At 41.8% G+C, this 13,933-nt stretch carries 13 protein-coding genes; all 13 read right to left on the bottom strand.

What is annotated here, in order from left to right:
• Positions 1-93 precede the first annotated feature (93 nt).
• From rpe to lptC, 13 genes are read right to left on the bottom strand one after another with little or no spacing between them, the layout of a single operon-like run.
• Positions 94-738: a ribulose-phosphate 3-epimerase gene (gene rpe, locus AB3N61_RS08855; protein ID WP_020768025.1), complete on the bottom strand. Its 645-nt coding sequence runs from the start codon at positions 736-738 to the stop codon at positions 94-96.
• Positions 735-1,739 (bottom strand): PASTA domain-containing protein, encoded by a 1,005-nt coding sequence (locus AB3N61_RS08850; RefSeq protein WP_020768446.1) that lies wholly within the window; start codon positions 1,737-1,739, stop codon positions 735-737. Before AB3N61_RS08850 ends, rpe begins: the two co-directional genes overlap by 4 nt.
• Positions 1,736-2,680: a methionyl-tRNA formyltransferase gene (fmt, locus tag AB3N61_RS08845; RefSeq protein ID WP_020768000.1), complete on the bottom strand. Its 945-nt coding sequence runs from the start codon at positions 2,678-2,680 to the stop codon at positions 1,736-1,738. Before fmt ends, AB3N61_RS08850 begins: the two co-directional genes overlap by 4 nt.
• Entirely contained in the window at positions 2,680-4,623 is a 1,944-nt protein-coding gene (priA, locus tag AB3N61_RS08840) for a primosomal protein N' (protein WP_367897372.1), read from the bottom strand. Before priA ends, fmt begins: the two co-directional genes overlap by 1 nt.
• Positions 4,620-5,465 carry a hypothetical protein gene (locus AB3N61_RS08835; RefSeq protein WP_367897371.1) on the bottom strand — a complete coding sequence of 282 codons (846 nt, stop codon included), beginning with the start codon at positions 5,463-5,465 and terminating at the stop codon, positions 4,620-4,622. Before AB3N61_RS08835 ends, priA begins: the two co-directional genes overlap by 4 nt.
• Positions 5,458-6,801, bottom strand: a complete 1,344-nt coding sequence (locus AB3N61_RS08830) for a sigma-54-dependent transcriptional regulator (RefSeq protein WP_367897370.1) — start codon at positions 6,799-6,801, stop codon at positions 5,458-5,460. Before AB3N61_RS08830 ends, AB3N61_RS08835 begins: the two co-directional genes overlap by 8 nt.
• A gap of 1 nt (position 6,802) precedes the next feature.
• Positions 6,803-8,578, bottom strand: coding sequence for an LIC_11548 family sensor histidine kinase (locus tag AB3N61_RS08825; RefSeq protein ID WP_036088848.1), 1,776 nt, complete (start codon positions 8,576-8,578; stop codon positions 6,803-6,805).
• A 17-nt stretch (positions 8,579-8,595) separates the two neighbouring features.
• Entirely contained in the window at positions 8,596-8,862 is a 267-nt protein-coding gene (locus AB3N61_RS08820) for an HPr family phosphocarrier protein (protein ID WP_198289287.1), read from the bottom strand.
• Positions 8,837-9,799 (bottom strand): HPr(Ser) kinase/phosphatase, encoded by a 963-nt coding sequence (hprK, locus tag AB3N61_RS08815; RefSeq protein WP_367897369.1) that lies wholly within the window; start codon positions 9,797-9,799, stop codon positions 8,837-8,839. The genes AB3N61_RS08820 and hprK overlap by 26 nt, the downstream gene beginning before the upstream one ends.
• 3 nt (positions 9,800-9,802) lie before the next feature.
• Positions 9,803-11,239 carry an RNA polymerase factor sigma-54 gene (gene rpoN / locus AB3N61_RS08810; RefSeq protein ID WP_367897368.1) on the bottom strand — a complete coding sequence of 479 codons (1,437 nt, stop codon included), beginning with the start codon at positions 11,237-11,239 and terminating at the stop codon, positions 9,803-9,805.
• Entirely contained in the window at positions 11,236-11,961 is a 726-nt protein-coding gene (gene lptB, locus AB3N61_RS08805; RefSeq protein WP_008590112.1) for an LPS export ABC transporter ATP-binding protein, read from the bottom strand. Before lptB ends, rpoN begins: the two co-directional genes overlap by 4 nt.
• 9 nt (positions 11,962-11,970) lie before the next feature.
• Positions 11,971-13,302, bottom strand: a complete 1,332-nt coding sequence (locus AB3N61_RS08800; protein ID WP_020768168.1) for an LptA/OstA family protein — start codon at positions 13,300-13,302, stop codon at positions 11,971-11,973.
• Complete coding sequence (gene lptC / locus AB3N61_RS08795) at positions 13,299-13,925, bottom strand: LPS export ABC transporter periplasmic protein LptC (protein ID WP_367897367.1); 627 nt, start codon at positions 13,923-13,925, stop codon at positions 13,299-13,301. Before lptC ends, AB3N61_RS08800 begins: the two co-directional genes overlap by 4 nt.
• Positions 13,926-13,933 lie beyond the last annotated feature (8 nt).

Genomic DNA, 13,933 nt, shown 5'->3' with positions numbered 1-13,933 from the left:
TCCTTCGAATAAATAAGGATGGCTCACCGTACGGCTTGCCCTAATACGCCATAATTTGCCGGAAAGCCGGGCTGTCAATATTTAATAATATTATTACTTTACGAGGCTTTTTAAGCGGATTCCGTTCTCGCTTGGGTCTCCGGATTTGAATAAACCGGCTCCTACAACACAGATATCCACTCCCGCCTGAGCGAGTTCTTTGATATTTGTATCATTGACTCCCCCATCTACTTCCAACTCGATCGGATATGGAGAAATCAAAGACTTCACTTTTCTGATTTTGTCCATTCCCCCATCCACGAACTTCTGTCCATAGAAGCCAGGCTCTACAGTCATGATAAGTACTAGATCAATATAAGGTAGAAGTGTTTCTAACGCGGAAACAGGCGTTCCGGGATTCAGGGAAACTCCTACTTTCGGTCCATTCTTCTTAATTTCCTGAGCGAGACGGATCGGGAAATGGGTAGTTTCCGCATGAAATGTAATGCAGTAGGGATTTAGTTCATAATATTTGTGAACATGATTTTCAGGCTTCTCCACCATAAGGTGAACATCTAAAGGGATCTGGGTCATTGCCTTGATCTCTTTATTGACCGCTTCGCCGAAGCTAATCTGAGGTACAAAGTTTCCGTCCATCACGTCCATATGGACTAGGTCTATTCCTTCCTTTTTAAAGTTGGGAACAGTATTCGCGAGTGCTGTAAGTTGGGTGGCAAGAATAGAAGCGGAGATTTTCAAAATTCGTTCTCGTAGTCTTTGGATTTTACTTTCGAACCTTTCTCGTCCAAAAGAACCAGTGTCACGTCTCCCGTTCTGTAAAAGACGGTCTGGATTTTTTCTCCCTCTTGGTAGGTTGTGGGAGCGCTGATCTCGATTTGTTTCGTTTCGTCTTTTTGGTCTTTTACGATTAAGGAATACGTTCCGTTTTCAGGAGCCTCGTATACGAAACTTTCGTATCCGCTTTCTACCCTGTCTTCCGGCTCGAAATAAAATACCTTAAACTTGTATTCGTTTCCTACTTTTTGGACGGATTCAATCTTTCCGTTGTCGGGTCGAAATTTGGTGACTACCACTTCCGCCTTGGAGGAAATTTTTGCTCTTACCAACGCTCTTTGCGCGAAAGCGAAAGAATCGCCCGGTTTAAAATCTAATCCTGCCTGGGGCTCCCCTTCTTTTTTCTTGGTAGAAGGTTTTGTAACAAGTAAGAATACTTTTTCGCCCGCGGTGATGTTTTTACCTGCTTCCGGGATTTGGTCCACTACGGTATCAGGTTGTTCTCCTTCTTTCACTTCGACGTAGGTGATCCCGCCTAAGGTCAGAGAAACATAGGTCTCTCCGGAGAGGACTTTTTCCATGGAGTTTTTAGCGGAGACTAAACTTTGCCCTTTTAGGTTGGGCATATCGATCCTGTCTAAACCGATATTGACCGTAAGAGAAACTTTGGAACCTGCTTCCACTTCTCTTCCGGGACGAATGGATTGGTAGATGATGATACCGTCCGTTTTATCCGGATACCGTTTGGACTCCAATCTGACTTTTAACTGGAGACGCATTAACTCGTTATGGACTTCGTTGTACGGTTTACCTACCACATCAGGCATGACCACCATGCTTGCACTTTTGGTACGAACAAATACTACTAAGAATGCGGCTATGAAGAAGACTACTAAGCCGAATGCGATGAAAAAAAAGTAACCCCCGATAGGGAGATATTTAGAGCGGAGTTCTTCCTTGGTCACTCGAAACGATCCTCGTCCGAAATACGGAAACCGTTCATGAAATCTGCCACAGTCATTCTGTTTTTATTTTCCGGTTGAACGGAAAGGATTTCTAAGAAACGGCCATCTCCACACTGGAAAATAAGGGCCTTTTTGTCCATTCGTTTCAATTTGCCCGGCTCTATCGGCGATTCGGAAAAATCTACCGGTCTTGTTTTCCACAAAACCAAACGTTTGTCTCGAAAACGGCAGTAGCCGCCTAGATCCGGACTTAAGGCTCGGATTCGATTATGCACTTCCATGGCGGAAAGTTTTAGATCTAGGACCCTGTCCTCGGCCTGGATTTTCGTACAATAAGTGGCTTTGGAATGGTCTTGCGGAGAAGCTTCAAAGGGAGAAGTTCTTGGACCTTTTAAAAGCGGGATTAGGCTTTGGATCCCAGCTTGGGTGATCTTTTCCATCAGGGTTCCGGTATCGTCCTCCAGATCCACATCCACTTCTTGGATCGAGATGATATCTCCCTCGTCCATTTTTTCTCCCAGGTATTGGATACTGATCCCTGTTTTCGTATACCCTTTCCAAAGAGAGGTTTGGACTGGAGAAGCACCTCTTAAGTCAGGCAGAATGGATCCGTGTAGATTAATGGAACCAAATTTAGGATGAGAAAAAATTTCTTTCGGTAGAATAGAACCGTAAGCGAATACCACGTAGAGTTCCGCATCGAACTTGGAAAAATTTTGGAGCGCATCTTCTTTTTCCCTCTTTATGGATTCGTATTGGAAGACCGGAAGATTTGCAGATAACGCAATATCTTTTACCGGGCTTGGAACAGGGGTTTTACTTCTTCCTTTGGGACGATCGGGATTTGTGACCACGAATTGTACTTGGATCTCAGGCTCTTGTAGTAACGCCTGCAAAAGTTTGGCAGAAGGTTCCGGGGTTCCAAAAAATGCGATTTTCATCAGACAAGATCCAATGGATCAAAATCCAATTCCAGGTAAACGTTTTTAGAAATTTTAAGCGGCCGGATTTCTTTTTTTAGGATCTCTCTCCATTTGTTCTGCACAGTCGTTTTGATGAGTATATGATTTCTGAAATTCGCATCTATCTTATAAAAAGGACAAGGAGCTGGACCTAGTACGACTGTGTTCGGTTCGGGCAGATGTTTTTTTAAAACTTGGTGAACTTCTTCAATCGTTTTGAGGGAAAGACTTTCATCCTTGGATCTGGATAAGATACGTACAAGTCGAGAGAATGGCGGGTAAAAAAGTTCTTCTCTGGTTTTGATCTCGGATTCATAAAATCGAATATAGTCTTGGTCCAATGCCATTCGAATGATCGGATGATCGACTGTGTTTGTTTCGATCAAAACCTCTCCGGCAAGATCCGATCGTCCTGCTCTTCCCGCAACTTGTGTCAAAAGAGAAAATACTCTTTCCCCTGCTCGAAAATCCGGAAGTCCAAGGCCGATCCCTGCATTTAACACTCCAACGAGAGTGACCCTTGCCGCATCCAAACCCTTAGAGATCATCTGGGTTCCGGTCAAAATATCGATCTCTCCGTCTACCAATCTTCCGATCACATCCGTGAGAACACTTTTGTCCTGGATGGAATCCTGGTCTAAACGTTCTACTTTTGCGCCCGGGAAAGTTTCTAAAAGGAACTCTTCCAATTTTTGGGTGCCTGTTCCCATCATGACGAGTTTTTCTCCCAATTTGGATTCCAATCTTTGGAGAGAATCCGAAAATCCGCAGAGGTGACAGATAACGGTACCTTTTTTATGATAACATAGATGAGATGTGCAGTTCGGGCAAGGGATGTACGTTTTTTCCTTTTCGGAATAGAGTAAAGGACTATATCCTCTTCTGTTTAAAAGAAGAATGATCTGTTCTTTTTTATCCAACCTCTGCTTGATCGCAAATGTAAGTTCCGAACCGAGAAGCCTTGCATCTTTTTTATTTTCTTCGATCCGAACTGTCGGAGGTTTTGCGGTTCCCGGTCTTTTGGTCAGAGTTTGTAGACCGATTTTTCCCGTTTTTGCCAAATGATATACTTCTAAAGAAGGAGTTGCCGATCCTAAGACCAATACCGCTTTGTTTGTTCTGCAACGTTGTAGCGCAACCTGTCTTGCATGGTATCTAGGTGTAGAATGTTCTTTAAAAGAACCGTCATGTTCTTCGTCTATGATGACGAGTCCCAAGTTTGAAACGGGTGCGAATACGGCGGATCTTGTTCCTACTGCGATCCTTTTTTTCCCTTGAAGTAGGTCCGTATATGCTTTGAATCTTTCCGAAACTTTTAATGCGGAATGTAATAATGCGATCTCTCCCGGAAATACCGCTTCTAATTTGCGGATGATATGATAGGTCAAACCTATCTCCGGAACTAAAAGTAAAACTCCCTTGTTTGAGTTTTGTAGAATGTCCCGGATCAAATGCAGATACACTTCGGTTTTTCCGCTTCCCGTTATTCCGAATAGAAGATGTATGGAGTCTTTTCCAAAATCCGCTTTGATATTTCGGTATGCCGCTTCCTGTTCTTCGTTTAATGGGAACGGTTCCGAAGCCGAGAGTCCCTCGGTTAGTTTTACTTTGGAATGCCTTCTCCCCGACGGGATCATCTTGTGGATACATTCCCCGAGAGATGCGAGGTATTGTTCTTTTACCCAATAGGCAAGTTGGATCTGCTCATCGTTGATGACAGGAATTTTGTCTATGACCCGATCTACTTGTAAGACTGCGTAGCTGGGTTCATTATGATGTAAGGATAATACGATCCCTTCTTCTTTTCTTCCTCTGAGTTTGGCTTCTACCCTCATTCCGATTTGTGTGCCAGAAGGGACCTCGTAGGTGAATGTATCTTCTAAGATCGGAAGATCGAAGGCTAGTTCTGCATATTGGATCAAATTTTCTCTTTAATCTCCTGATGAAAGATCCCGAGTTGGGAGAGGATACTTTCTTTGACTTCTATTTCCTTCTTCTTGGCTTCTTGGAATTCGATAGAATCGGCTTTACTGGATTTTCTTTTTTGTTCCGCCGCTAAGATCGCTTCCGGAGAACGAAGCACCACCATCGGGATACCTGGTTGGAACTCTAAAGTTTTGCCCATTTGTTTGAGGGCCTCTTCTTTTCCGAAATATAGAGTGGCTGCGGCGCCTAACAGTATAATTCCTTGTATATTTTCTTCTTGGATGGTTTCCTGCACTTGGACCTTACAGTTCTGGGTCCTTCTTTTCCAATCTTCTTCATTCGATCTGTCTTGGGAAAATAAACATCCCGGAAATTCTTGGAAATAGAACTCCTTCATCGTAAATCCGAATACTTTTTGGATCATTCTATCGAATACATCCTCCGCTTCGCTGGTCCTGAAAATTTTTAAGGGAGATGTTTTTACGTACGATTGTTTTCCCGAGATCGTTTCGCCAGTATAATGTAATACTAATATTTTTTTTCTACCCCGGATGATAAAATGACGAACTGCGCTCAAACGGTCAGGGCATAATTTGCAGGAGAAGTTTCTGTCCTCTTTTTTCGGAGGGATCCTCATTTGGATCCCGGGAATGGTAGTCTCTTTTTCTTTTTTCGATCCGATGGAGGACCAATTCCAGGAATCTTTCCATTCTAAGTCCAGATCCTGGGGATCTTTTTCTCCCTGTTTTCTTATGATTGGGAATTCTCCGTTTTGGACTAAAAATTTAAAGTCCTGCAGGATCCCTTTCAGCTCTGTAAAAATTCCAGGCTTAGTCATGGATGTCCTCCGCCTGTATTCCTAAAGATTTCATTTTTCTGTATAAATGGGATCTTTCGATTCCGAGCGCCTTGGAGGTTTTGGAGACGTTTCCTTCATTCGTCTGTAAGGTTTTTAGAATATACTGTTTTTCAAATTCTTCTTTTGCCTTTTTGAAGTCCCCTTTTTCCACCAGATCGTTTGCCTTCACGAATCCGGTCATGGAATCCTTCACATCTTGGGCGCGGATGATATCGCTTACGGTCATGATACAAAGTCTTTCGATCACGTTCTTTAATTCTCTGATATTTCCAGGCCAAAAATGGTTTTCTAAGATGGCGACCGCTTCTTTCTCTATAATTTTAGGAGAAAGATTATTTTCCGCGATCGTTTGTCTTACGTAATGATCCACTAAAAGTGGAATATCGGATTTTCGATCGCGTAACGGAGGGATCGTAATCGGGATCACATTCAATCTGTAATATAGATCTTCTCTGAACTTTCCGTCTTTGATCGCTTCTTCCACAGGTATATTAGTCGCTGCGATAATTCGAACATCTACGGATATTTGTTCCGTACTTCCCAACTTTTCGAATCTTTGTTCTTGGAGGATACGAAGTACCTTTGCCTGGGTGGATAGGGACATATCGCAGATCTCGTCCAGGAATAATGTGCCTCCGTTGGCAGCCTCGAATTTTCCGATCCTTGTGTCCGTAGCCCCTGTGAATGCACCTTTTACATATCCGAACAATTCCGACTCTATCAATTCCTCTGGGAGAGCGGCACAGTTGACCTCTACGAAGGGTTGATCCTTTCTTTTAGAATTTTTGAATATAGTTTTGGCGACCAATTCCTTTCCCGTTCCATTCTCCCCGTAAATGAACACCCTTGCGTTTGTGGCGGCCGCCTGAGCTATGGAAAATTTAACTTTTTGGATGGCGGGAGAATTTCCTAAAATTTCATCCGATTCCAGTTTAATTTCAGGAACTTCCGACTTTCCGGAATATACTAAAGCCTCTTCTACCGCTTCTAAAACTTTTGCTATCGATAATGGTTTTTCTAAAAAGTTTAATGCACCCTTTTTGGTGGCTTGTACTGCAAGTTCTATCGTTCCATGTCCTGAGATCATGACCACTGGGACAGTCGGATAAATTTTTTTGATCTCATCTAGGATGCTTAGTCCGTCCTCTTTTCCGAGCCAAACATCCAGCAAAACAAGACTTGGTCTTTCTATCTTAAGGTGTTTTAAGAAGTTTTTTCCGGAAGAGAATTGTTCCGCTTCGTAATTTTCGTCCTCCAAAATATCTTGGAGGGATTTGCGGATTTCCGGTTCATCATCTACTATAAATATTCTCATCTTAAGCTACCGGAAGTTCTATCCTGAATTTACATCCGCCTAATTCGGAAGAGTCTACAGAAATATGACCGTTATGATCGATCACCGTTTTTTGTACGATTGCAAGTCCTATCCCTGATACATGTTCGTCCTTGGTGGAATAATACGGTTCAAAAACTTTGGATCTGTATTCTGGAGTGATACCGATCCCGTTATCTTCCACAAGTAAAACCACTGAACGTCTCATGATCCTTTTTTCTAATACGGTGGAGATACGGACTTTTCCTTGGAAAAAACTGGAATCGCCTCTCTGTCTTCTTTTTTCGATGGCTTCCACAGCATTTTTAAAAAGATTGTTCATGATCCCTAAAAACAGTTTTTTGTCCAAAAAGATTTCGGGTAAATTTTTAGCGAAGTTTAGTTCTATTTGGATTCCCGGAGTATGTTCGAAAAGTTTTGCACTTTCTAACACGACCGGTTCCAAATGTTGGTTGATCAGCCTAGGTGCGGGCATTCTCGCAAATTCCGAGAATTCATTTACCAGATGTTCCAGAATTTTTACCTGACCGACAATTGTTTCACTACCTTTTGTTACGATTTCTTGGAATTCTTCCGGAACTTCAGAGTTCAGCTTTCTTCGTATTCTTTCCGCCGAAAGTTGGATTGGGGTCAGAGGATTTTTGATCTCGTGCGCCATTCTTTGAGCCACTTCTTTCCAGGCGGCGATCCTTTGAGAATGCATCAATTCCTCGTTCTTGGATTTTAGGTCCTTCACCATCTGGTTGAAGGATTCTACCAAGGCTCCTATCTCTCCTCCTTCCGTAAGCGGAAGATTGATGTCGGTATCTCCTAATGAGACTTTTTGCGTGGCGTTGGCAAGATCAATGATCGGTCTGGAGATTTTTCGTGCGAATACAAGGGAGAAAAAAATGGAAAGTAAAAATGCGAATACGGTCAATAAAGTGATAGTAAGCCTGACCTCGTACGGAAGTTTTTCTTTTGTCAAATCGGCAGTGATATAATTTTTTCTGGTATTTATAAAAGAATATGCTTTGGATTCTTCTCCGTGAAAAACACGTTTTCCTAATATTAAGAACTTTGAAGGATTTAAGGATTCTATTTTGAGCAGATAAAAGCTTAAACTTTGGCTCAATATTAATTTTTCCGAGATTCCTTCCGTTCCGAAAGAGGTAAATTCTTCCGGAGAGATGGTCAGTTTTAATGATCTGTTTTCGAGTGCGGGCACATTATTATCGTACCAACCCACATAATAATTCGGGTTCGAGATCAGATCTAATTCGTTCGCACGATTTGTGAGTAGATTCGGGTTTGGATTTTCCCTTTTGACAAGATTTCTAAATAGTTTAGCCTTTTCTAATAGATTATTCTTTTCCGGTTCCAGTTCCTTTCGAACGAAGTGATCCCCCGCTTCCAGAGCTTGCGCGATATCCAAACCGTAAAATCCTTCGAATACTCTTCCGATCACATTAGAAGTGAGAAGAAATACCGGAAAAGAAGGAAGCATCGCGATGAACAAAAAGGATAGAGAAAGTCTGTATCGGATGGAACTTTTGAGCCTTCCAGTCTCCAAATTCCTGCGATTCCTATAAAAATAGGAAAGGATCAAGAATAATACGACTAATGGAACCGTATAATATACGTAGATCAATATTCGATCTACTATATCTATACTTTCCGAATTTCTAAAATGAATGAGTTCAGCAGCGAGAACTGCTATAAAGATCACTCCGGATAAAATCAGAAGATCTCGAAGATAATATCGATTTTCCTCCTCTATCCGAAATGGAAACCATTTCATACAGCAAAATCGCCTTCCACTAATTTTGCCAAAGCATCCGCTGCTTCTTCTTCCTGTGGACCTTCGGTTTTAATGGAAAATTCAGCGCCGGGGGCTAATGCCAACATCATAAGTCCCATGATACTTTTACCGTTTACTTCCACACCATCTTTTGAGACTAGAACTTCGCAGGAGTATTTTGCCGCGCAATTCACAAAGACAGAGGCGGGACGAGCATGCATCCCTGCGCCGTTTTCGTTAATTTTGAGGTGGATTTCTTTCAACTTTTCCTTGCTGTAGATAAATATTTAATTTTTGGCTGAATTCCGCCGCCGCATTTTTTCCCAACTTTTTTAATCTTTGGTTCATTGCAGCGGTCTCCACGATGATCGGTATATTTCTTCCCGGTCGGACCGGAAGTTTGATCAATGGAATATTGACTCCGAGAACTTCTTCCGTTCTATTTTCAAGTCCGGTTCTGTCGAATTCCTTTTCTTCGGTCCATTCTTCCAGATGGATGATAAGTTCAATAAGTTTATGGTCTCTAACGGATCCGATCCCGAATATATCTTTTATATTCAAAATTCCTAATCCTCTGATCTCCATGTGGTGTCGTAGAAGGTCCGAACAAGTCCCGATCAAATAACTTTCGGAAAGTCGTCTGATCTCCACCATATCGTCCGCAACCAAACGGTGTCCTCTTTCTATGAGTTCGAGAGCCGTTTCACTTTTTCCCACACCGCTCTTTCCGGAGAGAAGTATCCCAATCCCGAATACCTCGATCAGAACTCCATGTCTCATGGTCCTAGGCGCAAGACTTCTGTCCAAAATCTGAGAGATTAGTGTGATGAACTTATGAGTGGAAACATCGGAACCCAATAGTGGAATATTCAGACGATCGCAGTATTCTATAAAGATATGAGGAGGAACATTCCCGTGAGTGAATATGATACAGTTCAAATGAAAATGGAAAAAGTCTGCGGCGAGTTTTTCCATTTCCTCACCTTCTTTAGAAGTGATATAGGCCCATTCTCCTTTTCCAAAAATTTGGATACGATCATGGGCGAAACTTTCGTAAAAACCAGTAAGTGAAAGACCGGGACGGTTGATCTCAGAACTATGGATCCGGTTTTGGAGCCCATTTTCTCCTGCAATGAGTTTTAAACCTAACTCCGGATGATCTTTTAGAATATTAGAAACATTAATTCCGGGAACGGACATGAGTTACCTTGCTTCCAGAGATTTTACTTTTTTTCTTTGGTTGGATGGTAAAATTTTTAGGATTTTACGGTACTTTGCAACGGTTCTTCTGGCGATCTCTATCCCTTTACTCTCGATTTTTTCGACTATATCTTGGTCGGAGAGGGGATTTTCCGGATCTTCTTCTTTTACTAGAATACGTATAATGTCATGAATGGTTTTTGAAGATTCCATTCCACCTTCGGAACTTTTGGATTTTAATCCGGAAGAGAAGAACCATTTTAATTCTAAAATCCCCCAAGAAGTTTGGACATACTTATTGGAAGTGATCCGCGAGACTGTGGATTCATGTAGGTCCAATCTTTCTGCGATATCTTTTAAGGTGAGAGGTTTTAAAAATCTCACACCTTTTCGGAAAAATTCTGTTTGGAGTTCGATGATCGCAGATACAACTCTATAGAGGGTCTGTCTTCGTTGGTTTACGGAGCGGATGAGCCACTCTGCTGAATTCAGCTTTGTGGAAATATATTCTTTATCTGAATCCTTAGCCCCGGCCCCTTTTTTGAGCATACCCTTATATTCTTTATTAATTTTTAATTTAGGAAGCCATTCGTCGTTCAGCAATATGCTGAACTCGCCTTCTATTTCTCTGATGATTACATCGGGAACTATATAATCCGGTTTTTGGGGAGTGTATAATGTTGCGGGGAAAGGTTCCAGTTTTTTGATCTCAGCCGCCATTGCTTCGATCGCTTCCACAGGAAGACCCATTTTTTTGGAAATTCCCTTATAATCCAGTTTTTCGAGGTCTTTTAGGTAATTTAAGATAAGATCATGTAGGTTTTTATCTTCCGGTTTAAGGATCTTTGCCTGGATATATAATGTTTCTTGAATGCTTCCGGCACCTATTCCGAGTGGATCCAATTGATGGATTTGTTCCAAAACCTTTTTGATCGTTTTGACAGAAACTCCTATCTCCGCGGCAAGTTCGCTTTGAGTTTGCGAAATAAATCCTCTATCGTCCAGCATGGAGATCAGAATTTCCGCGATCTCCATTTCTTTTCCCTTTAAGGAAGAGATCCTGAGTTGCCAAAGTAAATGTTCCGAAAGGGATTGTGTGTTGGGAGAGGATTCTATATATTTTTGGTTTCTATCGGAAGCATCGGTGCCTCGATACTGAGGTTTGTCTAAGCTGAAAGAATCCTGCCAACCCGGATCCGAATTTTTGAGAAAGTCGTTCTTCTCTTTTCTTTTCAGATCGTCTACCGAATAGAGTTCCGGACTTTTACTTCGTTCCGAGCCTGGCTCTTCTTCCAGCATAGGGTTTTCCACCAGTTCTGCGCTGATCCTATCCGCTAATTCCAGAGTTGACAAAGGCAAAAGCTCTATGGACTGGCGCAAATCCTGCGTCATGACAAGCTTTTGTGTCTGCTTCTGTACTAACTGGTGGTTCAGATTCACAGCTTGAAGTCCTCTCCTAGATACATTCTCTTAGCTTCTTTATCATTCACGAGTTCTTTCGGAGTTCCCGCGATTAAGATCCGACCGCTATGCATGATATACGCTCTGTCAGTGATCTTTAGTGTTTCTCGAACATTATGGTCGGTGATTAATATGCCCAGTCCCTTTTTCTTTAAACTATTTATAACAGTTTGAATATCTTTAACTGCTATAGGGTCGACCCCTGCGAAGGGCTCGTCAAGAAGGATAAAATCCGGATTTGTGACTAATGCTCTAGCAATTTCGCATCTTCTTCTTTCCCCACCGGAAAGAGTAAAACCTTTTTGGTTGGCGACTCGCATAATCTGCAATTCTAACAGTAGTTCGTCTCTTCTGCGAATGATTTCGGATCTAGGAATGTTTAGAGTTTCAAGGATAGCTTCCAGATTTTCAGCAACGGTGAGTTTTCTAAAGATGGAAGCTTCTTGTGCAAGATATCCTACTCCTAATTTGGCTCTAGTATGCATAGGAGCGTCCGTTACGTCTTGGTCATCTATGAATACATGACCTGAATCGGGTTTTACGAAACCGACGGACATATAGAAGGAAGTGGTTTTTCCGGCTCCGTTCGGACCAAGGAGACCTACAACTTCTCCTTTACGAACATCGAAACTGACTCCGTCTACAACCTTACGCTTATTGTATATTTTGATTAAGTTTTGGCACCGGATCCTTTGTCCCATTATGCAAGCCTAATTTCCTAAATGGACTCCTTCTGTCAGAATTGATCTTCCTTCTCTTGGATAAAAGACGATTTTTCCCGCCCTTAGGATCTTACCGCTTCGGTTAATCCTTGGATTTCCTTCTAAAGTAACCGATTCTTCGTTTTCAAAATAAGTGGCGTATTCGCCTTGCGCTTCTGTCGACTTGGATTTGATCCAAATATTTCCTCGGATCACCGTTTCTTTTTGATCCAAAAAACGTTCGAATTCTTGTGCGGTGATTGTGCTTGTCACTCGATCGGAATTTTTTTCTAAAAATTCCATTTTACCTTCGTCCGTCAGGTGGAGATAGTTTTCGTTTCGAAAGTAATCGAATACGTTACCCGAAAGAAGTAGATGATTTTCTCGATCATGTACCTTAATATTCTTTCTTGCTTTGATGATACGCGAATCTTTTCCTACGGACTCGATAGTATCCGATGTGATCTTCAGGTCTTTTCGTAGTACTGTTGCATTCCCGCTGATGAGTACAGTGCGATCGTTCTCTTCATTGGGACGGCTTTCTATTTTATCCCCTTTTAGGATAGTGAGAATTGTTTGTTTTTTCTCGTTTCCTTCCGGATCTTTTTTAGTCTCTTCCGAGGATTGAAATAGTACAGTGTTATCTTCTAAAAGTATCCTACTTTCATTTGTGTAAAAGGATAATTTTTTGCCGCTCAAATATCTGTTCTTGGAGATCAGGATCGGGTTCGGATCGGTAGTGATTAGATGTTCCGATTCTTTAAAAACTGCTTCCGAGCAGAAGATCGTAACTTCCGGATGATTTACGATCACTCCTCCATGCAGCTTTGTAATTTTCGTGCTTAATTCTCGGTCTATTTGTTTTGCGGAGATGACCGTCGTTTTACCTGTTTTATCCCGAAAGCTAAGCCTAGGTCTTTCTTTGATATAGACCATTTCGGAGTATTTATCGTATTCCCCTACTCCTGCTCTCATCACGGTCCCGTTCTCCTGGTCTTCTATATGGACTCCGTTCTTTAAAAAAGCCTTATATGCTTCTTTTCCATAGACCTCGATCCTGTTTGCGCCCAATTTTACTTTTTTATGTTGGATCCAGGCACCACCTTCCAAACTGAATATTGTGACTTTTAATCCCTGGATTTCTCTATCTTCTTGGGTAAGCGCACTTGCTCCCCAATAGGTGGGAAAACTTTCCTTACGTTTCGGATCGACTTCTCCGATCCCTTGGAAACTTTTCGGGTCCAATGTTTCCGCAGAAAATAAAAGCGGAGGCCTGGAGTGAGATCCTGCAGGAGAATAAAATAAAAAAAATAGATAGAATGAGACCAGGATACGTTTCATTTTTCTTTAGGGGAAGAAGAAAGTGGATTGGAACCACCTTGGGTAATAGCAGTCGGTTTTAAAATAGTAAACTTATTCAGATCCTTGTCAGCTCTGAGCCCCACTCCTCTGATATGTGTTCCATTTGCGTCAATGATCACTTCCTCGTTGGAAGTTAATTCCTTAGTCTCGTCGTTGTAATCCAATGATCTTGCTTTAAGAGTCCGATTTTCTTCCGTTTTCAGAAGAATGTTCCCGGTAATTTTCATCAGTTTTTTGACCTGGTTGATCTCTCCCTTATCACCCGTGAGTTTGGACTTAAACTTTCCGTTCTCATATTGGTCGAAATTGATCCCATACAGAACGTATCTTTTTTCGTCTGCGTAAAGATAAGCCTCTTCCGCTTTCAATTTCCATAATATAGTTCCGTTTCCGTCGTACTGATCCTTTGCAAAATTTTTGAAAGAAACGGTGGAACCTTTTTCTTTTTCTTCTTCTACACGAGTGTATTTAGCGTCCGATTTTCCACCGGAATAAAAGAAAAGAACTAAGAATAAAATTCCGAGTCCTACTCCTAGGCCCGGACCGTATTTTCTAACGGTTTCCGGGTCTAATTTGAGTAGAGTGAGTATGCGGGAATACAAGGTTCTAT

Origin of the sequence: Leptospira sp. WS58.C1, from assembly GCF_040833995.1 — a bacterium.
Lineage (GTDB): Bacteria > Spirochaetota > Leptospiria > Leptospirales > Leptospiraceae > Leptospira_B > Leptospira_B cinconiae.
Note: the sequence above shows the minus strand (reverse complement) of the source record. Positions and strands in the feature narration are given on the sequence as shown.

Coding starts and splice junctions, on each gene's coding strand:
- fmt (WP_020768000.1), bottom strand. CDS start 2,680: ATGAAAATCGCATTTTTTGGAACCCCGGAACCTTCTGCCAAACTTTTG.
- AB3N61_RS08835 (WP_367897371.1), bottom strand. CDS start 5,465: ATGACTAAGCCTGGAATTTTTACAGAGCTGAAAGGGATCCTGCAGGAC.
- AB3N61_RS08830 (WP_367897370.1), bottom strand. CDS start 6,801: ATGAGAATATTTATAGTAGATGATGAACCGGAAATCCGCAAATCCCTC.
- AB3N61_RS08800 (WP_020768168.1), bottom strand. CDS start 13,302: ATGAAACGTATCCTGGTCTCATTCTATCTATTTTTTTTATTTTATTCT.
- lptB (WP_008590112.1), bottom strand. CDS start 11,961: ATGGGACAAAGGATCCGGTGCCAAAACTTAATCAAAATATACAATAAG.
- hprK (WP_367897369.1), bottom strand. CDS start 9,799: ATGTCCGTTCCCGGAATTAATGTTTCTAATATTCTAAAAGATCATCCG.